At 68.6% G+C, this 23,595-nt stretch carries 24 protein-coding genes and 1 pseudogene; 11 read left to right on the forward strand and 14 right to left on the reverse strand.

The features are described from left to right. Together ASC70_RS23155 and recQ are read right to left on the reverse strand one after the other, a co-directional pair. Nucleotides 1–327 (reverse strand): hypothetical protein, encoded by a 327-nt coding sequence (locus ASC70_RS23155; RefSeq protein WP_047412107.1) that lies wholly within the window; start codon nt 325–327, stop codon nt 1–3. 47 nt (nt 328–374) lie between these two features. Beyond that, nucleotides 375–2,222: a DNA helicase RecQ gene (gene recQ, locus ASC70_RS23160; protein WP_056055199.1), complete on the reverse strand. Its 1,848-nt coding sequence runs from the start codon at nt 2,220–2,222 to the stop codon at nt 375–377. A 256-nt stretch (nt 2,223–2,478) separates the two neighbouring features. Here recQ and ASC70_RS23165 point away from each other — a divergent pair, with 256 nt between their 5' ends. Next, complete coding sequence (locus ASC70_RS23165; protein ID WP_056055202.1) at nt 2,479–4,440, forward strand: transglycosylase domain-containing protein; 1,962 nt, start codon at nt 2,479–2,481, stop codon at nt 4,438–4,440. Here the strand turns inward: ASC70_RS23165 and ASC70_RS23170 are convergent. Together ASC70_RS23170 and ASC70_RS23175 are read right to left on the reverse strand one after the other, a co-directional pair. Further along, a complete protein-coding gene (locus tag ASC70_RS23170; protein ID WP_056055205.1) occupies nt 4,437–5,156 on the reverse strand; it encodes a M48 family metallopeptidase in 720 nt (239 codons plus the stop codon). The two genes, ASC70_RS23165 and ASC70_RS23170, sit on opposite strands and share 4 nt — an antisense overlap. A 110-nt stretch (nt 5,157–5,266) precedes the next feature. After that, a complete protein-coding gene (locus tag ASC70_RS23175) occupies nt 5,267–6,529 on the reverse strand; it encodes a polyhydroxyalkanoate depolymerase (protein WP_056055208.1) in 1,263 nt (420 codons plus the stop codon). A gap of 178 nt (nt 6,530–6,707) precedes the next feature. Between ASC70_RS23175 and ASC70_RS23180 the strand changes: the two genes are divergently transcribed. Continuing rightward, entirely contained in the window at nt 6,708–7,055 is a 348-nt protein-coding gene (locus ASC70_RS23180) for a DUF2200 domain-containing protein (protein ID WP_056055212.1), read from the forward strand. A 238-nt stretch (nt 7,056–7,293) separates the two neighbouring features. Here ASC70_RS23180 and ASC70_RS23185 read toward each other — a convergent pair whose 3' ends face one another. Then, complete coding sequence (locus ASC70_RS23185; RefSeq protein WP_056055334.1) at nt 7,294–7,884, reverse strand: SCO family protein; 591 nt, start codon at nt 7,882–7,884, stop codon at nt 7,294–7,296. A 74-nt stretch (nt 7,885–7,958) separates the two neighbouring features. On the opposite strand from ASC70_RS23185, the gene ASC70_RS23190 reads away from it, so the two are divergent. Together ASC70_RS23190 and spdR are read left to right on the forward strand one after the other, a co-directional pair. Continuing rightward, the gene (locus ASC70_RS23190) at nt 7,959–9,359 is read left to right on the forward strand and encodes an ActS/PrrB/RegB family redox-sensitive histidine kinase (protein WP_056055337.1); all 1,401 of its coding nucleotides are present in this window, start codon (nt 7,959–7,961) and stop codon (nt 9,357–9,359) included. Between the two features lie 101 nt (nt 9,360–9,460). After that, nucleotides 9,461–10,018 (forward strand): stationary phase response regulator transcription factor SpdR, encoded by a 558-nt coding sequence (spdR, locus tag ASC70_RS23195; RefSeq protein ID WP_056055214.1) that lies wholly within the window; start codon nt 9,461–9,463, stop codon nt 10,016–10,018. Nucleotides 10,019–10,196: 178 nt separating this feature from the next. On the opposite strand, the gene ASC70_RS23200 is transcribed toward spdR, so the two are convergent. From ASC70_RS23200 to ASC70_RS23210, 3 genes are all read right to left on the reverse strand, one after another. After that, nucleotides 10,197–10,982 (reverse strand): SDR family oxidoreductase, encoded by a 786-nt coding sequence (locus ASC70_RS23200; RefSeq protein WP_056055217.1) that lies wholly within the window; start codon nt 10,980–10,982, stop codon nt 10,197–10,199. Between the two features lie 213 nt (nt 10,983–11,195). Beyond that, entirely contained in the window at nt 11,196–11,483 is a 288-nt protein-coding gene (locus ASC70_RS23205; RefSeq protein ID WP_056055222.1) for a 4a-hydroxytetrahydrobiopterin dehydratase, read from the reverse strand. A gap of 28 nt (nt 11,484–11,511) precedes the next feature. Continuing rightward, the gene (locus ASC70_RS23210; RefSeq protein ID WP_056055224.1) at nt 11,512–12,153 is read right to left on the reverse strand and encodes an HAD-IA family hydrolase; all 642 of its coding nucleotides are present in this window, start codon (nt 12,151–12,153) and stop codon (nt 11,512–11,514) included. Nucleotides 12,154–12,303: 150 nt separating this feature from the next. On the opposite strand from ASC70_RS23210, the gene ASC70_RS23215 reads away from it, so the two are divergent. The 4 genes from ASC70_RS23215 (at nt 12,304) to ASC70_RS23225 (ending at nt 15,965) form a co-directional block, all read left to right on the forward strand. Beyond that, the gene (locus ASC70_RS23215) at nt 12,304–12,840 is read left to right on the forward strand and encodes a hypothetical protein (protein ID WP_056055228.1); all 537 of its coding nucleotides are present in this window, start codon (nt 12,304–12,306) and stop codon (nt 12,838–12,840) included. Between the two features lie 74 nt (nt 12,841–12,914). Beyond that, complete coding sequence (locus ASC70_RS24695; protein ID WP_082539908.1) at nt 12,915–13,019, forward strand: hypothetical protein; 105 nt, start codon at nt 12,915–12,917, stop codon at nt 13,017–13,019. A 186-nt stretch (nt 13,020–13,205) separates the two neighbouring features. Next, nucleotides 13,206–15,164 (forward strand): AsmA family protein, encoded by a 1,959-nt coding sequence (locus ASC70_RS23220; protein ID WP_369815464.1) that lies wholly within the window; start codon nt 13,206–13,208, stop codon nt 15,162–15,164. Nucleotides 15,165–15,215: 51 nt separating this feature from the next. After that, nucleotides 15,216–15,965, forward strand: coding sequence for an exonuclease domain-containing protein (locus ASC70_RS23225; protein ID WP_235519590.1), 750 nt, complete (start codon nt 15,216–15,218; stop codon nt 15,963–15,965). A gap of 173 nt (nt 15,966–16,138) precedes the next feature. Here ASC70_RS23225 and ASC70_RS23230 read toward each other — a convergent pair. Beyond that, nucleotides 16,139–16,397, reverse strand: a pseudogene (locus tag ASC70_RS23230) (hypothetical protein). Nucleotides 16,398–16,934: 537 nt separating this feature from the next. Between ASC70_RS23230 and ASC70_RS23240 the strand changes: the two are divergent. After that, a complete protein-coding gene (locus ASC70_RS23240) occupies nt 16,935–17,210 on the forward strand; it encodes a YjhX family toxin (protein WP_056055237.1) in 276 nt (91 codons plus the stop codon). A gap of 298 nt (nt 17,211–17,508) precedes the next feature. Here ASC70_RS23240 and ASC70_RS23245 read toward each other — a convergent pair whose 3' ends face one another. The 5 genes from ASC70_RS23245 to ASC70_RS23265 form a co-directional block, all read right to left on the reverse strand. Then, on the reverse strand, nt 17,509–17,778 hold the full coding sequence (locus tag ASC70_RS23245; RefSeq protein WP_047412147.1) for an HPr family phosphocarrier protein: 270 nt from the start codon (nt 17,776–17,778) through the stop codon (nt 17,509–17,511). Between the two features lie 5 nt (nt 17,779–17,783). Then, on the reverse strand, nt 17,784–18,191 hold the full coding sequence (locus ASC70_RS23250) for a PTS sugar transporter subunit IIA (protein WP_047412150.1): 408 nt from the start codon (nt 18,189–18,191) through the stop codon (nt 17,784–17,786). Between the two features lie 75 nt (nt 18,192–18,266). Continuing rightward, the gene (locus ASC70_RS23255) at nt 18,267–18,713 is read right to left on the reverse strand and encodes an HPr kinase/phosphorylase (RefSeq protein WP_047412153.1); all 447 of its coding nucleotides are present in this window, start codon (nt 18,711–18,713) and stop codon (nt 18,267–18,269) included. Further along, a complete protein-coding gene (locus ASC70_RS23260) occupies nt 18,710–20,302 on the reverse strand; it encodes an ATP-binding protein (RefSeq protein WP_056055240.1) in 1,593 nt (530 codons plus the stop codon). Before ASC70_RS23260 ends, ASC70_RS23255 begins: the two co-directional genes overlap by 4 nt. Beyond that, a complete protein-coding gene (locus tag ASC70_RS23265) occupies nt 20,277–20,996 on the reverse strand; it encodes a response regulator transcription factor (RefSeq protein WP_047412158.1) in 720 nt (239 codons plus the stop codon). Before ASC70_RS23265 ends, ASC70_RS23260 begins: the two co-directional genes overlap by 26 nt. Before the next feature lie 237 nt (nt 20,997–21,233). Between ASC70_RS23265 and ASC70_RS23270 the strand changes: the two genes are divergently transcribed. Both ASC70_RS23270 and ASC70_RS23275 read left to right on the forward strand, forming a co-directional pair. Further along, nucleotides 21,234–22,931 (forward strand): hypothetical protein, encoded by a 1,698-nt coding sequence (locus ASC70_RS23270; protein WP_056055243.1) that lies wholly within the window; start codon nt 21,234–21,236, stop codon nt 22,929–22,931. Between the two features lie 132 nt (nt 22,932–23,063). Beyond that, nucleotides 23,064–23,588, forward strand: coding sequence for a glycine cleavage system protein R (locus tag ASC70_RS23275; protein WP_056055246.1), 525 nt, complete (start codon nt 23,064–23,066; stop codon nt 23,586–23,588). The last annotated feature ends 7 nt before the right edge of the window (nt 23,589–23,595 follow it).

Below are 23,595 nucleotides of genomic sequence, written 5' to 3' on the forward strand. Positions count from 1 at the left end.
TTAGTCGAGATTGCGGGCGATCAGGAAACCGATGCCCAGCCCGATCGCGAACGCGCCGACAGCCACGCCGATCGGGTGCTCCTCGGCGGCGGTGTGGGCCACCTTGGCCTTCTCGCTGGTCCAGGCCGCGCCGACCTTGGCCTTCTCGGCCGCGAAGGTGCGGGTCTGCTGGGCCACCTCGGTGGCGGTCTCGCGCGCGGACTTCACGGCCTTGCTGACCGCTTCCTTGGCGCGCTTGGTCTTTTCGGCGGCCGCGGTCTTGACGCCATCGGCGGCGGCGGCGGCCGACGAGGTGTCCGTCGGGTAGGGGCTGGTGAGGTCAGTCATGGGGGAAGCTCCTCGGCTTGACCCGCTACCAACACCCGGCGGCCGGTTTAGTTCTCCCGCACCACCTTCAAAACCGCTTCGCCGTAGCGATCCAGCTTGCCCTGGCCCACGCCGCCGGCCTTGCCCAGGGCCGCCAGGGTGGCCGGGCGCGCGGCGGCGATCTCGGCCAGGGTGGCGTCGTGGAAGATGACATAGGGCGGCACGTGCTGGGCCTGGGCCTGTTCCTTGCGCCACGACCGCAGCGCCTCGAACAGCACCTGGTTCTCGGCCGGAATGGTCAGGGCCTTGCCCTCGCGGCGCTTGCGCACGGCCCCGCCAGCCCGGCCGCCGGTCTCGGCGGCCTCGACCATCTGCCGCAGGGCCACCCGCCGCTCGCTGCGATAGACCTGACGCACGCCCTCGACGTCGCCCAGACCGATCAGCGGACGGCCGTCGTTGGGATCCTCGCGCAGCAGGCCTTCGAAGATCAGGGTGTCGAACAGGTCGCGCCAGGCCGGCTGGCTGAGTTCGCGGCCAATGCCGAAGGTCGGCAGCTGGGCTTCCTGGGGCGTGACGTCCTTGGTCTTGCCCAGCAGGTGTTCGATCAGCCGCCCGCGCCCGAAGCGGCCGCCCATGCGGTGGACGGCCGACAGGGCCTTCTGCGCCGCCTCGGTGGCGTCGATCCCGGTCGGCGGCGAGACGCAGATGTCGCAAACCCCGCAGCGGTCCACGCCCTCCTCGCCGAAATAGCGGCGGACAGCGGCGGCGCGGCAGGTGACGCCCTCAAGCATCGCATAGAACTGGCGCAGCTTCCTCGCTTGGGCCTGCTTGACCTCGTCGGGGGCGTCCTTGGTCTCGATCCGACGGCCGGCCCACGCCATGTCGGCCGAGCCGTACAGGGTGATGCCCTCGGCCGGCTGGCCGTCGCGGCCGGCGCGGCCGACCTCCTGCCAATAGGCCTCGATGGCGGCCGGCGGGTCGGCGTGGATCACGAAGCGGACGTCGGGCTTGTCGACGCCCATGCCGAACGCAATGGTCGCCACCATCACCGCCGCGTCGGCCTCCAGGAAGTCCTCCAGCCGGCGGGCGCGGACGGCCTTGTCGAGGCCGGCGTGGTAGGCCACGGCCGGCACGCCCTCGGCGTTCAGCTTCTCGGCCAGTTTCTCGGTGGAGTCGCGGCTGCCGGCATAGACCACCCCGGCCCGGCCGGGCCGCTCCAGGACCAGCTCGACCACCCGGTCATGGCCCTTGCCGCGCTTGCGCTCGGCGAACAGGGCCAGCTCTGGACGCGCGAAGCTGTCGACGAACTCCGCCGCGCCCTGCAGGCGCAGCTCGGCGCGGATGTCGTCACGGGTGCGAGCGTCGGCGGTGGCGGTGACCGCCAGGCGTGGAACGTTCGGGAACAGCTCGGCCAGCCGCCCCATCATCCGGTATTCGGGCCGGAAGTCGTGGCCCCACTGGCTGACGCAGTGAGCCTCGTCGACCGCGACCAGGGCCAGCGGCGTGCGGGACAGCCGATCCAGCATCCACGGCTGCATCAGGCCTTCCGGCGACAGGTAGAGCATGTCCACCTCGCCGGCGTCGATGCGCCGCCAGATGTCGGCGCGCTCGTCCATCGAGACGTTGCTGTCCAGCCGCTCGGCCGCCACGCCCGCCTGGCGCAGGCCCTGGACCTGGTCGGCCATCAGGGCGATCAGCGGCGAGATCACCAGGCCCAGGCCCGGCCGGATCAGCGACGGGATCTGGTAGCACAGGCTCTTGCCGCCGCCGGTCGGCAGCACGGCCATGGCGCTGTGGCCGGCCAAGATCTCGCTGATCACCCCGGCCTGCATGCCTCGGAAGTCGGCATGGCCAAAAGTGCGCCGCAGGACGTCGCGGGCGTGGTCTAGCTCTGGAGAATCGGGAGGAACATACACGGGGGTTCTTTTGGCAGCCTCGGACGGCGAGGCCAAGCCGGACGGGACGACTTCGGAGACCGCTTGTGACGAGGCCAAGACCGTCATGATCGTTCGCTGTTTGTTTCCTCAATTATAGGTGGCAACATGGCGCCAAGAGACCGCCGCCACAAGCGCGCCTTAAGCTTCGTTCACTTCTCGTCAATCTTGTCGCGCGTTGTGTGGGCTTGGGCTAAACCGAACGCGCTTCACAAGGCGCGCAGGATACAGGACGACCATGGCGAACGGACCTTTTGGCGGGAACAAGGCGGCCAAGCCGCAGCGCACCCCGCTCCAGGCCCTGGTCTATTGGGGGACGGTCCTGGGCGTCTGGGGCCTGATCTTCGTCGTCGCCTTCTTCGCGGTGTTCGCCAGCGACCTGCCGGATACGTCCAAGCTCTACGACGTCAAGCGCCAGCCCTCGATCAACTATCTGGACCGCTCGGGCGCCCTGTTGGCCGTGCGCGGCAGCCAGTACGCGCCGCCGGTCGATATCGACGCCCTGCCGAAATACGTGCCGGCCGCCTTCGTGGCGATCGAGGACCGCCAGTTCTACCATCACTTCGGCTTCAACCCCTGGGGCATCATGCGGTCGCTGGCGTGGAACGCCACCCATGACGGTCCCCAGCGCGGCGGCTCGACCATCACCCAGCAGCTGGCCCGCAACCTGTTCCTGAGCCCGGCCCAGAACTACCGGCGCAAGGCCCAGGAGCTGATCCTGGCCGTCTGGCTGGAGATGAAGTTCTCCAAGAAGCAGATCCTGGCCCTGTACATGAACCGGGTCTATTTCGGGGCCGGCGCCTACGGCATCGAGGCCGCCTCGCAACGCTATTTCAACAAGCCCGCCGACCAGCTGACCATCGGCGAAGCCGCTCTGCTGGCCGGCATGATGAAGGGCCCGGCCCGCTATTCGCCGGTCTCGGCCAAGGAGCGCGCCGCCCGCCGCGCCACGATCGTCCTCGACGAGATGGTGCGCATCAAGGCCATCACGGCCGAGGAACGCGACGAGGCCTTCCGCACCCCGGTGCAGGTCTCGGCCACCCTGGCCAACCAGCGCGCCCAGTATTTCACCGACTTCATCGACGCCCAGGTTCGCTCGCTGGTCGGCGAACCGACCGAGGACCTGGTGGTCGAGACCACGCTGGACCTGCCGATCCAGGTCTCGGCCGAACGCGCCGTGAAGCTGGGCGTCGAGGGCCACGGGGCGCAAGGCGTGCAGCAGGCGGCCCTGGTGGCCATCGACGGCGAAGGCCGCATCCGCGCCTATGTCGGCGGGGCCGACTATGCCGACAGCCAGTTCGACCGCGCCACCACCGCCCGCCGCCAGGCCGGTTCGGCCTTCAAGCCGTTCGTCTACCTGACCGCCATGGAGCAGGGCCGCACCCCGTCGGTGATGGTCGTCGACGAGCCGGTCAAGATCGGCAATTGGGAGCCGAAGAACTACACCAACAAGTACCTGGGTCCGATGACCCTGCAGACGGCCCTGTCCCAGTCGATCAACACGGTCGCCGCGCGCCTGGCCAACGAGGTCGGCACCAGCAACGTCGCCGCCACCGCCCGCCGGCTCGGCATCACCAGCAAGATCCAGCTGGACCCGTCGATGGCCCTGGGCGCGGTCGAGGTCTCGCCGATGGAGATGGCCCAGGCCTACGCCCCATTCTCGAACGGCGGCTTCCTGGCCAAGGGCTACGGCATCGAACGCATCCGCACCGCCAGCGGCAAGGTGCTGTACGATCACAGCGTCGAGAAGCAGGCCCGCTCGGCCGTGATCGGCTCGCCGGCCCTGCAGTACATGAACCAGATGATGCGCCAGGTCGTGGCCGCGGGCACCGGCACGCGCGCCAAGGTCGCCGGCTACGACATCGCCGGCAAGACCGGCACGACCAGCGACTACAAGGACGCCTGGTTCGTCGGCTATACCGGCGGCTTCGTCACCGCCGTCTGGACCGGTAAGGACGACAACACCCCGATGAAGCGGGTCACCGGCGGCGGCGCTCCCGCCGAGGTCTGGCGCACCTTCATGGCCGCCGCCCTGCCCCGCCTGAAGGCCACCCCGATCCCCGGCGGCGTGGTCGAGCCTCCGCCGATCGCCCCGACCGATCCGATCGGCGATCTGATCGATCCGGCCCCGACGCCGGAAGGCCCGGCCGCCGAAACCCCGCAAGGCGCGCCGCCGCCGGCCGATCAGTTGCCTTACTAGGCGGAAATCGCGTGCAGCTCCGCCGCGTGGGCGCGCAGCCACGCGCGGTGGGGCGCGGGATCGCCGACCAGCTGGTGGCATAGGGCCCAGAAGCGTGGTCCGTGATTGGCCTCGATCAGGTGGGCGCACTCGTGGGCGACGACATAGTCGGCCACCGCCGCCGGGGCCAGGATCAGCCGCCAGCTGTAGCGGATCGCCGCCGGCGCCCGCGGCGTGGCCGGCCGGCACGAGCCCCAGCGCGCCTTGGGATCGGCGATCGCCACCGAGGGCATCGGCCGGTTCAGGGCCGCGGCATGGACGGCGGTGCGCTCGGTCAGCACCGTCAGGGCCTGGCGCTTGGCCAGGCGGATGACCTTCAGGCCCCAGTTGGCGTCATCGGGCGCGATGATGCGGTCACCGTCGATGCGGGCCCGGCCGGGACCGACCTCCAGCCGGTAGGGCTGGCCGTAGAGGCGCAGGATCCCGCCCGGGGCCAGGCTCATCCGCTCGGGCAGGGCGGCCAGCTGCTTGGCGATCCAGCCGGATTTTTCCTGGGCGAAGGCGACAGCCTCGTTCAGGCGGCGGGGCGTGGGGGCCAGGGCGACGATCTCGGACTTGGCGCGGTCGACGCGCAGCGACACGCGCCGCGCCCGGCCGTCCACCCGCAGGCGAACGGGCCAGCCGCCGATCTCCAGTCGATCACCGTCGGAAAAACGTTGGGCCTTGAGCGCGAACATCGGGCCCTAAGATCGTGCGCGCCGGGGCCGGCCGCAAGCCGGCCTTTTTCTTACTTGGAAGACCCCGACCAACGGCCGGGGCCGGCCGCAGGCGACCGTGACGCCTAGCCTCAAGCCTCTTCTTCGAAGTTCGGGTCGCATTTGCGGATGAAGGCCCGCACGCGCGGATAGATCTCCTCGCGGAACCGGCGGCCGTTGAACACGCCGTAGTGGCCGACGTCGGGCTGCACATAGTCCAGCTTCAGATCCTCGGGGATGTTCGCGCACAGGCCGTGGGCGGCCTGGGTCTGGCCGATGCCGGAGATGTCGTCGTTCTCGCCCTCGACGGTCATCAGGCCGATGTCGGTGATCGCCTCGGGCTTCACCCGCTCGCCGCGATGCATCAGTTCGCCCTTGGGCAGCAGATACTGCTGGAAGACGATGTCGATGGTCTGGAGGTAGAACTCCTCGGTCAGGTCCAGGACCGACAGGTACTCGTCGTAGAACTCGAGATGCTTGTCGGCGCTGTCGCCGTCGCCCTTCACCAGGTCGTTGAAGTAGCGGCGGTGAGCCTCCTGGTGGCGCTCGGCGTTCATGCTCATGAAGCTGGCCAGCTGGACGAAGCCCGGATAGACGCGCCGGCCCGCGCCCGGATAGGGCGGCGGCACCGTGTAGATCATGTTCGACTGGAACCAGGTGAACGGCTTTTCCTCGGCCAGCTGGTTGGTCACGGTCGGCGACAGGCGCGCGTCGATCGGCGAGCCCATGAAGGTCATGCTGGCCGGGCGCGAAGGGTGGTTCTGCTCGGCCATCAGGGCGGCGGCGGCCAGCACCGGCGGCCCGGGCTGGCAGACGGCCACCACGTTCGGGCGCGGCCCCAGAACCGACAGCATCTGGATGATGTGGTCGATATAGTCGTGGAAGTCGAAGCGGCCTTCCAGCACCGACACGTCGCGGGCGTTGACCCAGTCGACGATGAACACGGCGTGGTCGGGCAGGAACGCCTCGACCGTGCCGCGCAGCAGGGTGGCGTAGTGGCCCGACAGCGGGGCCACAATCAGCACGGCCGGATCCAGCGAGAACTTGCCGGCCCGGCGCATGTCGGCCATGTCGCGGTCGAACTGGATGACCCGCGCCCAGGGGCTTTCCCAGACCACGGTCGGACGCACGCGGACGTCGACCTGGCCGACCTTGATCGAGTCGATGTTCCAGCGCGGCTTGCCGTAGCGCCGGGTGATATTGGCGAACAGGTCCGCGCCGGCGTGCATTCGCCGGCCCAGGGCCGTGTCCCCGGCCGGATTCAGCGGCGATCCCCAGAAGTCCCGGGCCGCCAGCGCCATCCGGCGCATGGGAGTCGAGGCGTAATAGGCCGCCTCATGTAGGGCGTAGAGCATGGCGCACTCGCTATGTTGCATCGCAACATAGCACGTCGAAGCCTAAGGAAGTCCACTCTTTCACGACTTTTTGCGGCGCGTCACAGCGTCGCCGTGCGCGGCGCTGGTAGCGCTCCCGTCTTCGCGGTCGAGGTGGGCGGTGCTAACGGTGAAAGCAGGCCCCAGCGGATCGATCGCGATGACCCACCGGATCTATGCCACCAGCTTCGCCAGCGTTTATCCGCTTTACGTCGCCAAGGCGGAGCGGAAGGGCCGCACCCGAGCCGAGGTCGACCAGATCATCCTATGGCTGACCGGCTTCACCCCGGAGGCCTTCCAGGCGCACCTCGCCGACCAGACCGACTTCCAGACTTTCTTCGCCAGGGCCCCCGCCTTGAACCCCGCGCGCGCCCTGATCACGGGCGTGGTCTGCGGCGTCCGTGTCGAAGACGTCGCCGATCCGCTGATGCGCGAGATCCGCTACCTCGACAAGCTCATCGACGAACTGGCCAAAGGCAAGGCGATGGCGAAGATCCTGCGGGGGTGAGCGCTCGGGGCCGGTCGACATTCACTGCGAATAGAATTTACCCGCCTTCCTGAGCCTTGTGCCCAGGGCCCAGGGTTCAGCTTCAACTGAACTTCGGCTGAGTTCACGGTCTTTCGGCCGCGCGGACCCAAAGTCCACACCGGCCTCAAGCACGGCTCCTGGGCACAGGCCCCAGGAAGGCAGTGGGATTTGCCCCAGATGTAATGTCGATTTGGCCCCAGCCGGCCGCGGCCGGGTCTCACCCCTCGCGCATCGCGTCCTTGACGCGGCGGGCGATCTCGTCGGGCGGCAGGTTGTAGGGGATCACCGTCTTGAAGCGGCCCTTGGGGTCCATCAGGTAGATCGCGGTCGAGTGGTCCATGGTGTAGCCGGGCCCGTCGCCGACCTTGGCGTAATAGACCTTGTAGGCCTTGGCCGCGGCCGCGACCTGCTCCGGCGTTCCCGTCAGGCCGATCGTCGATTTCGGGACATAGTCGGCCGACAGGTAGGTCTTCATCTGGGCGGCGGTGTCGCGGCCCGGGTCGATCGAAATGAAGACGATCTGGAAGTCCTTGGCCTTGGGGCCCAACTGGTCGGTGGCCGCCGCCAGGCCCTGCAGCGTGCCGGGGCAGACGTCGGGGCAGTAGGTGAAACCAAAGAACACCGCGCTCCATTTCCCCTTCAGCACCTTCTCGGTGGCCGGCGCGCCGTTCTGGTCGACCAGTTGGAACGGCCCGCCGACGGCGGCCGTCGGTTGCGACTTGAAGACGCCCGCATTCCACGCCAGCCCCGCCGTAACCGCGAGGCCGACCACGCAGGCCAGGATCAGGACAAGGCGGTGACGCGGCATGTGCATTTCATCCTTTTACTGTCGCCCGATCTTTTACTCTCGCCACGCGCGAGAATATGGACAATCTTGCGGACATGGCTGACGTTTCGTTCGCTAGAGCGCCCGATGATCAACGTCACAAGGGGCTCGATAAGCCGGGCGAAGAACCGGCGCAAGACGACGCCTGGTCCTGGACCGCGCCTGGGCTTCGCCGTGGACGCTTAAGGGTTCGCACCCTGCTGGCCCAGCGCTGGGTCTCGGTGGTGGGCCAGACGGCCGTCCTGCTGATCGCCGGCCTCGCTCTGAAACTGCAAGTCCCATGGGCGCTGTGCTTCACCCTGATCGCCCTGGCGGCCTGGCTGAATGTGCTGCTGGGCCTGGCCTCCAGCGGTCAGCGCCTGGCCCGCGACGGCGAGGCCACCGCCCAGATCGCCTTCGACATCCTGCAGCTGTCGGGCCTGCTGTACCTGACCGGCGGGGCGCTGAACCCGTTCTCGCTGCTGCTGATCGCCCCGGTCACCCTGGCGGCGGCCACCCTGCCGGCGCGTTACGCCCTGGGCCTGGGCCTGCTGGCCATCCTGTCGTCGGTGATGCTGGCCTTGTTCCACATGCCGTTGCCGACCCTGGCCGGCGCCGCCGCGCCGCTCATGCCCAGCTCGCTGATGCTGTGGAGCATCGTCGCCGCCCGGATCTTCGGCATCGTCATCACCGCCGCCTACGCTTGGCAGGCCGCCAGCGAGTCCGCGCGGATGGAGCTGGCCCTGAACGTCACCGAGACCGTCCTGGCCCGCGAGCAGCGGCTGTCGGCCCTGGGCGCCTTGGCCGCCGCCGCCGCCCACGAACTGGGCACGCCGCTGGCCACCATCTCGGTCGTTTCCCGCGAAATGGCCCGCAACGCCACTAGCGAGGAGGTCCGCGAGGACGCCGAACTGCTGATCGGCCAGGCGGCCCGTTGCCGAGAAATCCTGCAGCGCCTGACCGAAATGCCCGAGGCCACCGACGCGGTGCACGAGCGCATGAGCCTGGTCCAGCTGGTCCAGGACGTGATCGAGCCGCACATGGTGCACGGCATCCGGGTCGAGGCCGTGGTCAACGGCCCGTCGGGCGAGACCGCGCCCGACATCTGGCGTCGCCCCGAGATCATCCACGCCATGACCTCGATCGTCGAGAATGCGGTCGATTTCGCCCGTGGCGAGGTGATCGTCATCGCCCGCTTCGACGCCCGCTACATCGTCATCGAGGCCCGCGACGACGGCCCTGGCTTCTCACCGGAAGTGCTGGCCAAGCTGGGCGAACCCTATGTGACCACCCGTCCGGGGGCGGAAGGGTCACGCACCGGCCATATCGGCATGGGCCTTGGCTTCTTCATCGCCAAGACTCTTCTGGAACGAACCGGGGCGACCGTGGATTTCCGTAATGGACGCCGTGGCGGCGCGGTTGTTTCGGCGCGCTGGCCTCGGCCGGCGCTCGAAGCGCCCGGCTATACGGGGGCCTGATTTTGTTCGCGCGCAAGAGGGGGCTTGAGTCTTGTCCGCAAGCACGAAAGTATAGGTTGTTATTGGCCTGCTGAGTATTGGCCCGGGGAGGGGCTGACTTCATGGCGGATATTGGCGAGCTGGTTTCGGCGCTGCCGGACAAGACACTGCTGCTGTTGGACGATGACGGACCCCTGCGGACCCGGCTCGGACGCGCGCTGGAGCAGCGTGGCTTCGAGGTGACGCTGGCCGCTTCCGTCGCCGAGGCCCTGACCATCCTGCGCGGGGCCGCGCCGGCCCACGCCGTGCTGGACATGCGGCTGGAGGACGGTTCCGGCCTGAAAGTGGTCGAGGCCGTGCGTGATGCGCGGCCCGACGCCAAGGTCATCATGCTGACCGGCTATGGCAATATCGCCACCGCCGTGGCGGCCGTGAAGGCGGGGGTGGTCGACTACCTGTCCAAGCCCGCCGACGCCGACGACGTGGCCCGCGCCCTGCTGGCCGCCAAGGATGCGGCCCCGACCCCGCCGGAAAACCCGATGAGCGCCGACCGCGTGCGGTGGGAGCACATCCAGCGCGTCTACGAGATGTGCGGTCACAACGTCTCGGAAACGGCGCGCCGGCTGAACATGCACCGACGCACGCTGCAGCGGATCCTGGCGAAGCGCGCGCCGCGCTGATCCCACTTCCCTCTCCCCTTGCGGGAGAGGGTGGCCCGCGCTGCGGGTCGGGTGAGGGGTCGCACAGACAGAAACGCCGCGACGGCCGAAAGGCTTGTCGCGGCGTCTTCGTTCTTCAACCCCTCATCCGTCGGCTTTGCCGACACCTTCTCCCGCAAGGGGAGAAGGGAATTCGCGATCACATCGCCGAAATGCCGCCGTCGACCTTGATCTCCGCGCCGGTCATGAACTTGCTCTCGTCGCTGGCCAGGTAGAGCACCGCATTGGCGATGTCGTTCGGCTCGCCGATGCGGCCCAGCGGCACCTGCCGCGCCAGCTTGGCGAAGGCCTCTTCCTTGCCGAACCGCGCCGAAAAGCCGTCCAGGATCGGCGTGTCGATGAAGGTCGGGTGGATGGAGTTCGAGCGGATGTCGAGCTTCATCTTGGCGCAGTACAGCGCGATGTTCTTGCTGAGCAGCCAGACCGCCGCCTTGGAGGCGTTGTAGGCCGGCGAGTTGCCATTGGCGATCAGGCCGGCGATCGAGCTCAGATTGATGATCGAGCCGGGCTGGTGAGCCCGCATGTGGGTCAGGGCGTGTTTGGCGCCCAGGAAGACCGAGTCGACATTGACCGACATCACCTTCTTCCAAAGGCCGAAATCCAGGCTTTCGATGGGCCCGTCGCCGCCGATGCCGGCATTGTTGACCAGCACCGACAGGCCGCCCATGTCCCCGGCGGCCTTTTCCAGGACCTCGATCCACTGGTCTTCCTGGGTGACGTCCAGCTCATAGGCGAAGGCCGTGCCTGCTCCGTGCGCGGCGTTGATCTCGTCGGCCACGGCCTGGGCCCCGGCGAGGTTCAGGTCGGCCAGCGCCACCTTGGCGCCCTCCTTGGCCAGCATCCGGCCCGCCGCCGCGCCCAGGCCCTGGGCCCCACCGGTGATGAAGGCCTTCTTGCCGGCGACCCGGCCCGTGCTCTGCGCCATTTGCGGCGTCCTCCCGATTGTTTTTCAAACGATAGTTTGAACCGGGCGCACACGAAGGGGAAGACAAATCTCTCCTCCTCCTCTGGGGGAGGGGGACCGGCGAACGCCGGTGGAGGGGCCCTGTGAGGTGGCGAGTTCACCACCGCTTCGCGGACCCCCTCCGTCTCGATGCGTATTCGCATCGATCCACCTCCCCCTAATGGAGAGGAGAGATCAGCCCGCCGCCGCGTCCATGAACTTGGCCAGCGCCACGTCCAGCTCCGTCACGCCGTCGGCGTCGTGCGTGGTCAGCAGCACCTCGACGCGGTTGTAGACGTTGAACCATTCCGGATGATGGTCGAGCTTCTCGGCCATCAGGGCCACGCGGGTCATGAAGCCGAAGGCTTCGTTGAAATCGGTGAACAGATAAGTCTTGGCGATGGCGTCCGCGTGATCCGGCGCGGCGCTCCAGCCGGTGAGCTGGGCGATCGCGGCGGCGGCGCCGATCCTGGGGCGGGACATGTTTCCTCCGAGGGAATCCGTTTCTCCCTCAGAACGCCAATCTCGTCGCTTCGGCAAGGTCGGCGAGCAGCTGGGCTTCGCTGGAGACCTTGATGGCGGTCATGCCCAGGGCCGCCGCCGGCTTGCAGTTGATCCCCAGGTCGTCGAGATAGACGCAGGCCTCGGGCGCGACGCCCAACAGCTCGCACATCATCTGGTAGATGCGCGGGTCGGGCTTGCGGACCCCGGCCTTGGAGCTTTCGATCACCGCGTCGAACAGGGCCATGATCTCGCCGACCGCCACGGCCTTGTCGGCGTTCTGGGCCATGCCCGGCCCGTGGCCGGTCGGGACGTTGTTGGTGATGCAGCCGACCTTGAACCGCGCCTTGCAGGCCCTCAGCGCGTCCACGACCCTGGGCCGAAGATCGCCGTACAGCAGCGGCAGCACCTCGACCCCGCGCACGGCGTGGCCCCGCCGCGTGGCCTCTTCGAGGAACAGGGTGTCGAAGGCGGCGGCGTCGATCTCGGCTCGCTCGAACCGGACCCAGGCGTTGGCGTCCGGATCGGCGGCGTTGACCGCGCGGATGAAGTTCTCGGGCAGGCCGCGCGCGATCTCGTAGCGGCGGAAGGCCTCGAACGGCGAGGTGGTGAACACGCCGCCGAAGTCCCAGATCACCGCCTCGATCGCCATCGCCGCCCCCCCGAACACTTGTTTGACCGAAAGCTAGCCGGGCGGGACGGCAAGGGAAAGCGGCAAGTCCATGGTGACGCTCGCGCGATGGGCGAAACCATGCTCACCTCCGCGCCGTTAGTGTTTTGTTAACGCTCTCCGGAGCCGCCCATGTCGTTTCTTCGCCCGCTTACCGTCCTCGCCCTCGCCGCCGCCAGCCTGGCGGCCGCGCCCGCTGCCGCCGGCTCGCGCCAGGGCGGCGTCGGCCTGCCGCTAGATCCGGAACTGCTGCCGGCCAATTCGGGACCCGGCGACTGCGTCACACGGCGCGTGACCGGCCCGGGCGGCGCCTATCGCTGGGACCGCATCGAATGCGATCCCGATCGCGGCTGGGCTCAGTACGATCAATGGGGCTATGGCCGGGACCGTCTCGACGTCGAGACGCGCCGCGACGAGGGGCTGCTCGGCGGCCCGCCCCGTTACAATTCTGACGCCGGCGACCGCTATGGCGAGCGCCGGCAGCACGACGCCCGCTACGAACAGCGGGTCGAGGAATACGAACACGAGAGAGTCCGCGCATATGGCGACGGCTATGACCAGGGTCGTGGGGGCCCGGTCGACAGCTATGCGTCGTCCTATGCGTACGGTTACGTCGCCGCGGGCCGCGACGAAGCCGGTTACCTGATCTGGCCCGGAAAGAGGCCTTAACCCGATCCGGGTGGCGCCGCCCTTGCGCCGGACGTGGAGACACGCACCAAAATGGGACAGGGGGAACTATCATCATGCGTACGCCGAGCCGACCGCTCTTCAAGATCTATGAACTGGTGGCCATCGCCATCTTCGTGGTGGCCGCGGCCGCCGTCAGCAGCATCGGGCTGGTGTACTGACGCGGTCCTGAAGACCGCCAACTAGCGCCAAATTGGAACGGGACTGCCGGCCTCGCGCGTTACGAGGGATCAACCGGAGCCACGATCCTGTCGACCGCCGACGCCATCCTCGAGCCCAGACCGCCTCGGAAGCCCTTCCGTAGGCCGTCGCGCCGCGCCCTGATCGGGATCGGCGCGGCCCTGGCCCTGGTCGCGGCCGTGGTGGCGTTCCTGGTGATCTTCGACTGGAACTGGCTGCGCGGCCCGGTCGGCCGCTACGCCTCGGCCCAGATGCAGCGCGAGGTGGCGATCACCGGCGACCTGCGGGTCCATCCCTGGTCGTTCTCGCCCAAGGTCGAGGCCTATGGCGTCCGTATCGGCCAGCCGGCCTGGGCCAAGACGGTCGATCCCGACCCGTCGCCGATGGCCCGCGTCCAGCGGATCGCCTTCCAAATCAAGATCCTGCCGCTGCTGCGCGGCCAGATGATCCTGCCGTTCCTGGCCATCGACCGGGCCGACGTGCGCCTGCTGCGCGCGCAGGACGGCAAGGCCAACTGGACGTTCGGGGCCCGCAAGACCGACCAGCCGCTGAAGCTACCGGCCATCCAGCGCTTCGTGATCAATGACGGCGCCCTGCGGGTCGACGATCGCCAGCGCGGCGCGCTGTTCGTCGGCACCGTCAACGCCCAGGAGCGGGCCGGCGAGCGTGGCGGCCGCTTCGTGCTGGAGGGCAAGGGCAGCCTGAACCGGTCCGCCTTCGTCGCCCAGGTCACCGGCGGCCCGCTGCTGAACATCTCGCCCGACCGCCCCTATCCGTTCGACGCCGAGGTTCGCGCCGGCTCGACCCGCATCACCGCCGAGGGCCAGGTCAACAAGCCGTTCGACCTGGGCCGGCTGGAGACCCAGCTGACCGTTTCGGGCGCCGACCTGAACCGCCTGCACGACCTGACCGGCCTGACCCTGCCCAACACCCCGCCCTACCGGGTGTCAGGCCACCTGGTCCGCAAGGGCCTGCGCTATGACTTCGAGAAGATGACCGGCCGGGTCGGCGACAGCGACATCGCCGGCGACCTGTTCGTGCTGACCGGGCGCGAGCGGCCGTATCTGGAGGCTGACCTGCGCTCGCGCCGCCTGGACTTCGACGACCTGGGCAGCCTGGTCGGCGCCGCCCCGGCCACCGGTCGTGGCGAGACCGCCTCGGCGGGCCAGAAGGTCGAGGCCGCCCAGCGCGACGCCACCCAGCGCCTGCTGCCCGACGCCACCCTGCAGGTCGAACGCGTCCGGGCCATGGACGCCAAGGTCAGCTACCGCGCCGACACGGTGAACGCCCCGAACCTGCCGCTGCGCAAGGTCAGCCTGGAACTGGCCCTGAACGAGGGCGTGCTGACCATGGACCCGCTGGCCTTCACCTTCTCGCGCGGCGATCTGAAGGGGAAGGTGCGGCTGGACGCCCGGCCCAAGGTTCCGCGCACCGACGTCGACCTGCGCCTGACCAACGCCCGGCTGGAGGATTTCATCCCGATTCAGAGCGGCGGCAAGCCCGCCATCGAGGGGCCGGTCATGGCCCGAGCCAAGCTGTCCGGCTTCGGCAACAGCGTCCACCGCGCCGCTTCCAGCGCCGACGGCTCGATGACCCTGGTCGCGCCGCGCGGCCAGATCCGCCAGGCCTTCGCCGAGCTGCTGGGCGTCAACGCCTCCAAGGGCCTGCTGCTGCTGCTGTCCAAGAGCGAGAAGGAAACACCGGTGCGCTGCGTCGTGGCCGACTTCGACGTCAAGAACGGCGTGATGACCACCAACCACCTGGTGGCCGACACCGGCGTGGTGCTGGCGCGGGGCCGCGGCACGATCAATCTGGAGACCGAGCGGATGGACTTCCGCATCGAGGGCGACAGCAAGAAGCCGCGCCTGGTGCGGCTGTTCATCCCGATCACCATCAAGGGTCCGTTCATGGCCCCGAAGATCGGCCTTGATCCCAGCAAGGCCGTCGGCCAGGGCGGCATCGCCGCGGCCCTGGGCTCGATCATCAACCCGCTGGCCGCCTTGCTGCCCTTCATCACCGCCGGCGAGGCCAAGGACGCCGACTGCGCCGGCCTGGTCAGCGACGCCCGTCAGCAGGGCGCGCCGGTGAAGGTGGCCCAGACCACCCCGGCCAAGCCGAAGAAGTAGCGGTCATCCGGGCCGTTTGGACCCGAGGCCGCCGACGACCATATGTCTTCCATGTCTCCGCCCCGCATCCGCGTCATCGACCTAGAGACCGCCGGCAATGGTCCGCACGAGGTCTGCGAGATCGGCTGGCAGGACGTCGTCCAGAATCCCGACGGCCGCTGGAGCGTCGCCGAGGCGCGCGGCGCCCTGCTGGTCAATCCCGGTCGGCCGATCTCGCCCGAGACCATGGCGATCCACCACATCATCGACGCGGACGTCGCCAGCGCGCCGTTCTGGAAGACCGTCGCGCCCGACGTGCTGCGCCCCGACGATGGCGTCCAAGCCCTGGCCGCCCATCGCGCGGCGTTCGAGCAGCGCTATTGCACGCCCCGCTTCACCGGCGGCGCGCCCTGGATCTGCACGTGGAAATGCGCCCTGCGGCTCTGGCCGCATCTGGCGAGCTTTTCCAACCAGATGCTGCGCTATCAGCGAAATCCCGAGGGTCTGGTGCGCGAACTGGGCCTGCCGGCGCATCGGGCCCTGCCCGACGCCTATGTCACCGCCCACCACCTGCGCGACATGCTGAACGCCGCGTCGCTGGAGCAATTATTGGCCTGGAGCCGCGAGCCGGGGCTGCTGCCGCGCGTGCCGGCCGGGCCAGAGCGCGGCAAGGCCTGGGATCGGCTCGGTCCGGAGGCGCTGCGGGCGCTGGCCCAGGACCGCGACGTCAACATCCGCTTCAGCGCCGAGACCGAACTGCGCCGGCGAGGCCTGCTCGGCGAACCCGAGCTCATCGAGCCGGCCCAGCGAATCCTGCTCTAGAGCGTGGCAGCCGAAAGTGTGAGCGGTTTCGGCGCCCGCCACGCTCTAAGTATTGATAGAGCCTGTTTATCCGTTTCTGATGTTTCCATCAGAAACGGACAGGCTCTAGAAACGCGAAAGCCCCCGCCGGCGGAACCGGCGGGGGCTTGCTTCGAGAAGCTGTCGCGTAAGACTTACGCGCCGCCCGGGAAGCGGAAGGGGACCTTCACGGCGCCGGCCCTTACCAGCGGCGCTGTTGTCGACGACCTTGCAGTCCGACAGCTTGCCGGCGTCGGCGGTGCATTCCAGCATCACCTGAGCGGCGTCGCGGGTGTTGGCGAACTGCTGCAGGCAGCGGCCCATCTGGTCTTCGAAACCGCCGGCGGCCGACGCGGCCTGAGCGACGAAGAAGCTGCCGGCGATACCCGCGGCGATCGCGATCGAGAATTTCATGCCCACCCGTTCCTTGTTTTGGCGAACCAACTTGATGGGGACGTTCTCGCAGGTGCGAACTAAGGAACTGCCAAGGTTCGCGGTTAATGATTTCCAAAAATGCTTAACCGTGATGGACGTTCTCCTCCCCCTTCTCCCCTTGCGGGAGAAGGTGTCGGCGGAGCCGACGGATGAGGGGTTGATCATCCAGTCAGCCCGCGCCCAGCCTACCGCCGCAGCGGCGGTCCTGCTCTTCAACCCCTCACCCGACCCGCTTCGCGGGCCACCCTCTCCCGCAAGGGGAGAGGGAATTCCGACCCCCTTGAGCTCCGCGCTCACTTCCCCCATCCTCCCCGCACCAACCTCTCTTGTGTGGTTCATGTCCGAGATTGTGCGCGAGGTCCGGGCCTAACAGGCTCCGAACCTCGGTTCGAAAGTCGCCAGGCCCGTTCCGCCCGCGCGCTCCGCTCTGGGTGTGATGAGTCACGTCCGGACTTGAGGGTCTTGAGGAGGCCCCGGAGACGCGCGTTCACGCGCCTCGATCTCTCGGACACTCCCTTGAACATTCCCAAACCGCAGCAACGGACGCTGCACGCCCTGGCCCAGGGCGGCCATATCGAACTCGAACGCGACGGAAAGGGCCGGATCACCTCGGCCGAATGCGTCACCCGCGACGGCTGGCGGCTCACCGACTGCACGATCGGCGTCTTCCAATCACTGAAGCGCAAGCGGCTGATCGCCAGCCAGGACGGCGGGCCCTACCGGATCACCCGGCTGGGCCTGGGCAACCTGCGCGCCCAGCTCGACAACCGTGTGGGGGCGAAGGCGTGGTGACCTTCGTACTCGGGGCTGGCCTCGCGCCGGCCCCGGGGCCCGATTGGCGTTGTCCGCTTTCGCGATGATCAGAGGCTTTCGGCGCGGCCTAAAGCCAATCGACCTTCACCTGTGCAGGTCCAGATCCCACTGCCTTCCTGGGCCCTGTGCCCAGACCCATGTTCGAGGCAGGTGTGGACTCTTCGGGTTCGCGCGGCCGAAAGACCGTGAACTCAGCCCCGATTCTGTTGAAGCTGAACCCTGGGTCCTGGGCCCAGGAAGGCGGGTAAATTAGCCTCTCAGTATATGTCGAGCGGCTCTAGCGCTCTTCGTCGAACCGGTTGGCCACCAGCTCGCACAGCGCCTCGACGGCGGGGCCGGCTTCGGGGCCCTCGGCGGAGATGTCGATGGTCGAGCCGATGCCGGCGGCCAGCATCATCAGGCCCATGATCGAGCGGGCGTCGACGGACGCGCCGTCCCGGCTGACCGTCACCTCGGCGTCGAAACCGGACGCCATCTTCACGAACTTGGCCGAGGCCCGGGCGTGCAATCCCCGCTCGTTGACGATCTCGACCGTGCGTGAAGCCATGCCCGTTACTTTTCTCCGGCGAGCACGTAGGAGGCCACGGAGATGTACTTGCGTCCAGCCTCCTGGGCGTGGGCGACGCAAGCCTGCAGGGTCTCGCGCTGGCGCACGCTGGCCAGCTTGATCAGCATCGGCAGGTTGAGGCCGGCGATGACCTCGGCCTTGGTCTGCTCCATCACCGAGATGGCCAGGTTGCTGGGCGTGCCGCCGAACATGTCGGTCAGCAGGATGACGCCGTCGCCGCTCTCGTCGACGGCCGCGCAGGCCTTCAGAATGTCCGAACGGCGACGTTCCATGTCGTCTTCCGGGCCGATGCAGATCGCCTTCACGGCGGCCTGCGGGCCCACGACATGCTCCATGGCGGAGACAAATTCTTCCGCCAGACGCCCGTGCGTCACGATCACGAGCCCGATCATGCCTGTTGTCTCAAACGGGATCCCCATACCCATCGCGACCGGGAGAGCGTCGCGCGGGCGGCCTTGATACGCCCGTTAGGATGCGACTCCAAGAGACTGCATCATGCGTCGGATTTTCGCCGGCGCGGCGGGTTCTCGCGGCCACAGGTCGAAAACCGGAACGGAAATGTCGGCGATCGTTTCGACGCGCGGGTCGGGCATGCGTTCGACCGCGTCCGGGCGCTCGACGCAGCGGACAAGCATGACGATCTCGGCGAACGGCAGGGCGTCGGCGGCGACCACGCCCAGGCCCCGCACCTCGATCAAGCCCGCCAGCGGCTCGGGCGCCTTGCCCCAGAGGCGCCCGCCGGAGACGAACACCACAGTGTGGTCGTCGGCCACCAGGCGGAAACCGGCGTCGAGGGCGCGCAGGGCCAGGTCGCTCTTGCCCGCGCCCGACGGCCCTTCGATCAGGACCCCGCGCCAGACGCCGGCGTGGCGCAAGGCGATCAGGCCGGCATGACGGATGTTCGACTCGCTCATGCGTGGGCGTCCGGCAGGTCGACGACGAAGCGGGCGCCGATCACCGCGCCCCCTCCATCCTTGCGATTTTCGGCGCGAATCAGGCCGCCGTGCGCCTCGACGATCTGGCGGGCGATCGACAGGCCCAGGCCCGAATTGCTCCCGAACGCCCGGCCCTTGGGGCGCGAGGTATAGAAACGTTCGAAGATGGTCTCGAGATTGTCGGGCGGAATACCGGGGCCGTCGTCCTCGACGGTGGCGATCAGGCGGCCACGGACGCGGGCCAGGCTGATGCGCACCTCGCCGTCGGCGGGGCTGAACGAGCGGGCGTTGTCGACCAGGTTGCGGAACACCTGGCCGATCGGCGTCTCGCGGGCCAGGACCACCGCCGGATGAGCCGGGTCGGCGACATGCAGCGAGACCCGTACGCTGCCCGGCGCGTCGCCCGGGCGCAGCTGGGCCTCATACAGGCTGACCACCTCGGCCAGCAGGCGGCCCAGGTCCAGGGCCTTGGGGTGCTCGCGCGACAGCTCGGCGTCCAGGCGCGAGGCGTTGGAGATGTCAGTGACCAGGCGGTCCAGCCGGTTGACGTCCTGCTGCAGGATGGCCAGCAGCCGGGCCCGGGCGGCGGGTTCGGTGACGATGTCCAGGGTCTCGATCGCCGAGCGGATCGAGGTCAGCGGGTTCTTGATCTCATGGGCCACGTCGGCGGCGAAGCGCTCGATGGCGTCCATGCGCTCGGACAGCGAATGGGTCATGTCCTCCAGCGAGCGCGACAGGTCGCCCAGCTCGTCCCGGCGCCGCGCCAGGTCAGGCAGGGAGATGGCGCGCGCGCCTTGCAGGCGCACATGGTCGGCGGCCCGGGCCAGGCGCTGGACGGGCACGGCGATCAGGCGGTGCAGCAGCACGCTGGAGATCAGGATCGCGGTCATGGCCACGACGATGAACGGCAGCAGGGCCTTGCGCTCGGCCGAGATGATTTCGTCGACGTCGCCGGCCTCCAGGGTCAGAACGCCCAGGACGGCCCGGACATGCTGGATCGGGATCGACACCGACACCACCCGCTCGCCGTCCTCGGCGATGCGCGTGCCGGCCACGGCGCGGCCCTTCATGGCGCGGGCGATCTCGTCGGCCAGGGCCTTGCGGGCGCGCTCGGCCTGGGCCACTTCGCGCGGGGTCTTCCGCGGCCCGTCGGTCTGGCCCGGCTTACGCGCCGGGGGGAGCACCTTCCAGTCGACCCGGTCGGCGACCACGAACGAGTCAGCCAGCGCCTTGCCGCGGGCGTCGAACAGCCGCGCCCGCTGCGAGCGCGGAATGAACAGCACCTGCAAGATCTGGCTGGCGGTGTAGGGGTCCAGGGCCGGTTCGGGCTCGCCCACCGTCGCCGACTGGTCGATGACGTTGGCGATCAGCTCGCCCTGGGTGGTCAGGCTGTCGATCCGCGCATTGACCAGGCCGCTGCGCAGCTCGTTCAGCACGAGGGCCCCGACGATCACGATCGCCAGGGCCAGCACGTTCAGGATGATGATCAGCCGCCCGAGCCGCGAACCGCGTGGCCAGCGCAGCCGCCACTGCGGTGGATGATCAGGACTCGCGGTAACGGTAGCCAACGCCGTACAGGGTCTCGATGGAGTCGAATTCCGGGTCGACCTGACGGAACTTCTTGCGCATGCGCTTGATGTGGCTGTCGATCGTGCGGTCGTCGACATAGACCTGATCGTCGTAGGCCGCGTCCATCAGGTTGTCGCGGCTCTTCACGAAGCCGGGGCGCTGGGCCAGGGCCTGCAGCAGCAGGAACTCGGTGACGGTCAGGCGCACCGGCCGGCCGTCCCACAGGCTGTCGTGGCGGGCCGGGTCGAGGGTCAGCTTGCCACGCTTCATGACCTTGGAGCCCGCCGCCGCGGCGGCCGAGCCGGCCATCGGCGCCAGGTCCTCGTCATCCGGACGGGCCCGGCGCAGCACGGCCTTGACCCGCTCCAGCAGCAGACGCTGGCTGAAGGGCTTGTGCATATAATCGTCGGCGCCGAGGTTGAAGCCGAGGATCTCGTCGATCTCGTCGTCCTTGGACGTCAGCATGATCACCGGGATCTCGGACGTCTGGCGCAGGCGGCGCAGCACTTCCATGCCGTCCATGCGGGGCATCTTCACGTCGAGGATGACCAGGTCCGGCGGGCTGGCCTCGACGGCCTCGAGACCCGAAGCGCCGTCGTAATAGGCCTTCACCGCGTGGCCGTGGCTTTCCAGCGCCAGCGAGACCGAGGCGACGATGTTCTCGTCATCGTCAATGAGCGTGATGGCGGCCATCTATTCGATCTTGTCCTTCGCCTTCGAGATCAGCGGATCCTATCGATCCGTCGACGCAGCTTCAACGCGCGGCGCGGTAAAGCTTTCCCTGGTTCTCATCGCGCTTTACGGCCCCAGGAAGGCGCCTTTGGGGCGTCTTGGTCCCAGATACGTATCAGCACACTGTCGGCGCCCGCCGCCTCAACCTCACCTTAAGGTCTTATATCCCATAGTCGATGCTCCTGGAGCGGGTCGGGCATGAGCCAAGTCCATTACGAGCTTTTTGTCCGGCGGAAAGTCGGCGCGCAGTGGACGCTCGAGATCGCCTCGGAAAACCGCGCGCACGCGTTGCAGACGGCCGAGGACGTGCTGGAGCAGGGCCGCGCCGTGGCCGTGCGCGTCAGCAAGGAAACGCTCGACACCGACACCGGCGAGTACAAGTCGATCGCCATCTTCACCAAGGGGATGGTCGACGGCGGCAAGCCGAAGAAGGATGTCGAGGAGCGCGATCCGCTCTGCATCCAGCCCGCCGACCTCTATACCGCCCACGCCCGTGACCGCATCGGCCGCCTGCTGGAAGGCTGGCTGGCGCGGCACAAGGCCACCCCGTTCGAACTGCTGCACCGCCCCGACCTGGTCGAACAGCTGGAGGCGTCCGGCACCGACCTGCAGCACGCCCTGCAGAAGATCGCCATTCCGGAGGCCGAAGCGCGCGGCCAGTCCGTGCACGAGATCATCCGCCACTTCCAGGGCCTGGTCGAGCGCACCGTCGCCAACCTGATGAAGGCCTTCAAGAAGGGGGCCCTGCCGGATCTCGACAAGGAAGGCTTCGCCAAGGCCGCCGAGCGCCTGGTCGCCGATCCCGACCGCCACTTCCTGCTGGGGGCCGGCGTCGCCGCCTCGATCGCCCCCGCCACCAGCTGGTCGGAGAAGATCGCCCGCCTGCTGGACCTGGCCGACGCCGCGCCGGACGATCCGCGCGCCCGCGCCGCCGCCCTCGGCGCGATCGAACAGCCTCTGGCCGAGATCATCGGCTCGCGGGCCGGCATGGCCGACCTGCTCGAAACCAAGGACGACCTGGGCTCGACCCTGGCGGCCATGACCCGCATGACCGGCGGCAACGCGGTCGAGGCTCTGATCAGGATCGAGAGCGGCGTCCGCAGCTGCATGCCGGAACTGTCGGGCACCGCCCGCCGCCTCAGCGTCTGGCTGGCCGGCGACGATTTCCCGACCGTCCGCAAGGCCATCGCCGAGCGCGTGCTGACTGAGCTGAACGGCGTGCGCCGCCTGAAGCCGCAGGACGCCGAGGCCGAGATCGAATTCCTGCGCGCCCTGGCCATGAGCCTGACGGCCGCCGCCGGCCGCATCCTGCAGGCCGAGGACATCCAGGCCGCCTTCACGACCCGCTCCAAGACCCTGCTGAACGGCGACTTCATCGAAGCGCTGCTGGGCCGCGACCGTTCGGCCCACGAAGAGATCAAGATGCTGATCCGCCTGGCCGAGAACGTCATGGGCGCGGTCAACAAGCGCAACGCCGGCCGCTGGCTGAACGCCAACATCAGCGCCATGCGCTTCGAGAAGGAATTGCGCCAAGGCCCGGACTCGCCGGTCGCCAAGCTCAGCCAGCTGGCCGGCCTGCAAAGGTCGGTGACCCGTTCGGGCCTGGTGCGCGAGGACTACGAGCCCCTGTGCGCCAAGCTCGGCGACATCGGGGCCTTGATCGAGTCCGACTCACGCCTGCTGGCCATGCTGGTCCGCGCCCCGGCCCCGCTGCCGCATCGCCTGCAGCTGCTGGCCAAGCTGGCCATGGGCGAATCCGGCCCGACCGGCCCCGTGGCCGACAAGGCCCGGGCCGAGGCGCTGAAACTGGCGCGCGATCCGAGCTCGCGCGAACAGCTGGCGGGATCGCCGCAGACCATGGACCTGATCAAGACGCTGGTCGGCAAGGCGGCCTAGGGGCGGGTTCGTCGGGTCGCACGCGAAACCCCTCTCTCATAGAGAGAGGGATCCAGCCCCCTCCCGCATTGACGCCGCCGATCCTCCATGGCTCGTTCACCGCCACCAAAAACCCGTGTCCGAGAGTTCCCCATGGCCACCCTGATCCTGAGCGTCGTCGGCAGTGACCGGCCCGGCCTGACCCAGGCGCTGGCGCGGGCGGTGTTTTCGGCCGGCGGCAACTGGTTGGAGAGCCATCTCAGCCGGCTTGGCGGACTCTATGTGGGTTCGGTGCTGGTCGAGCTGGGCCCCGGCGACGTCGAACGCCTGCGCGCGGCCGTCGGCGAGGTGGACGCCCAGGGCCTGGAGGTCCGCATCGCGCCGGCGGTCGAGAGCGCTAGCGCTTCGGGTGAGGTGGTCCGCTTCAGCCTGGTCGGCCAGGACCAGCCGGGCATCGTGCACCAGGTGACGGGCGTCCTGACCAGCCTCGGCGCCAATATCGAGGCCTTCGACACCCGGCTCGGCATCGAGCCCCACTCCGGCGCGCCGCTGTTCCACATGGACGCGCGCCTGCGCCTACCGCCAACGCTGCGGGCCGACACCGTCCAGGCGGCGCTGGAGGCGATCTCGGCCGAGATCATGGTCGATATCGCCCTGGCCCCGGCCGAGGCCGGCTGAGGGGCCG

It is taken from the genome of Caulobacter sp. Root343 (genome assembly GCF_001425745.1).
In the GTDB taxonomy this organism is placed as follows: Bacteria; Pseudomonadota; Alphaproteobacteria; order Caulobacterales; family Caulobacteraceae; genus Caulobacter.

Coding starts and splice junctions, on each gene's coding strand:
- ASC70_RS23155 (WP_047412107.1), bottom strand. CDS start 327: ATGACTGACCTCACCAGCCCCTACCCGACGGACACCTCGTCGGCCGCC.
- ASC70_RS23165 (WP_056055202.1), top strand. CDS start 2,479: ATGGCGAACGGACCTTTTGGCGGGAACAAGGCGGCCAAGCCGCAGCGC.
- ASC70_RS23170 (WP_056055205.1), bottom strand. CDS start 5,156: ATGTTCGCGCTCAAGGCCCAACGTTTTTCCGACGGTGATCGACTGGAG.
- ASC70_RS23175 (WP_056055208.1), bottom strand. CDS start 6,529: ATGCTCTACGCCCTACATGAGGCGGCCTATTACGCCTCGACTCCCATG.
- ASC70_RS23180 (WP_056055212.1), top strand. CDS start 6,708: ATGACCCACCGGATCTATGCCACCAGCTTCGCCAGCGTTTATCCGCTT.
- ASC70_RS23185 (WP_056055334.1), bottom strand. CDS start 7,884: ATGCCGCGTCACCGCCTTGTCCTGATCCTGGCCTGCGTGGTCGGCCTC.
- ASC70_RS23190 (WP_056055337.1), top strand. CDS start 7,959: ATGGCTGACGTTTCGTTCGCTAGAGCGCCCGATGATCAACGTCACAAG.
- spdR (WP_056055214.1), top strand. CDS start 9,461: ATGGCGGATATTGGCGAGCTGGTTTCGGCGCTGCCGGACAAGACACTG.
- ASC70_RS23200 (WP_056055217.1), bottom strand. CDS start 10,982: ATGGCGCAGAGCACGGGCCGGGTCGCCGGCAAGAAGGCCTTCATCACC.
- ASC70_RS23205 (WP_056055222.1), bottom strand. CDS start 11,483: ATGTCCCGCCCCAGGATCGGCGCCGCCGCCGCGATCGCCCAGCTCACC.
- ASC70_RS23210 (WP_056055224.1), bottom strand. CDS start 12,153: ATGGCGATCGAGGCGGTGATCTGGGACTTCGGCGGCGTGTTCACCACC.
- ASC70_RS23215 (WP_056055228.1), top strand. CDS start 12,304: ATGTCGTTTCTTCGCCCGCTTACCGTCCTCGCCCTCGCCGCCGCCAGC.
- ASC70_RS24695 (WP_082539908.1), top strand. CDS start 12,915: ATGCGTACGCCGAGCCGACCGCTCTTCAAGATCTATGAACTGGTGGCC.
- ASC70_RS23225 (WP_235519590.1), top strand. CDS start 15,216: ATGTCTCCGCCCCGCATCCGCGTCATCGACCTAGAGACCGCCGGCAAT.
- ASC70_RS23245 (WP_047412147.1), bottom strand. CDS start 17,778: ATGGCTTCACGCACGGTCGAGATCGTCAACGAGCGGGGATTGCACGCC.
- ASC70_RS23250 (WP_047412150.1), bottom strand. CDS start 18,191: ATGATCGGGCTCGTGATCGTGACGCACGGGCGTCTGGCGGAAGAATTT.
- ASC70_RS23255 (WP_047412153.1), bottom strand. CDS start 18,713: ATGAGCGAGTCGAACATCCGTCATGCCGGCCTGATCGCCTTGCGCCAC.
- ASC70_RS23265 (WP_047412158.1), bottom strand. CDS start 20,996: ATGGCCGCCATCACGCTCATTGACGATGACGAGAACATCGTCGCCTCG.
- ASC70_RS23270 (WP_056055243.1), top strand. CDS start 21,234: ATGAGCCAAGTCCATTACGAGCTTTTTGTCCGGCGGAAAGTCGGCGCG.
- ASC70_RS23275 (WP_056055246.1), top strand. CDS start 23,064: ATGGCCACCCTGATCCTGAGCGTCGTCGGCAGTGACCGGCCCGGCCTG.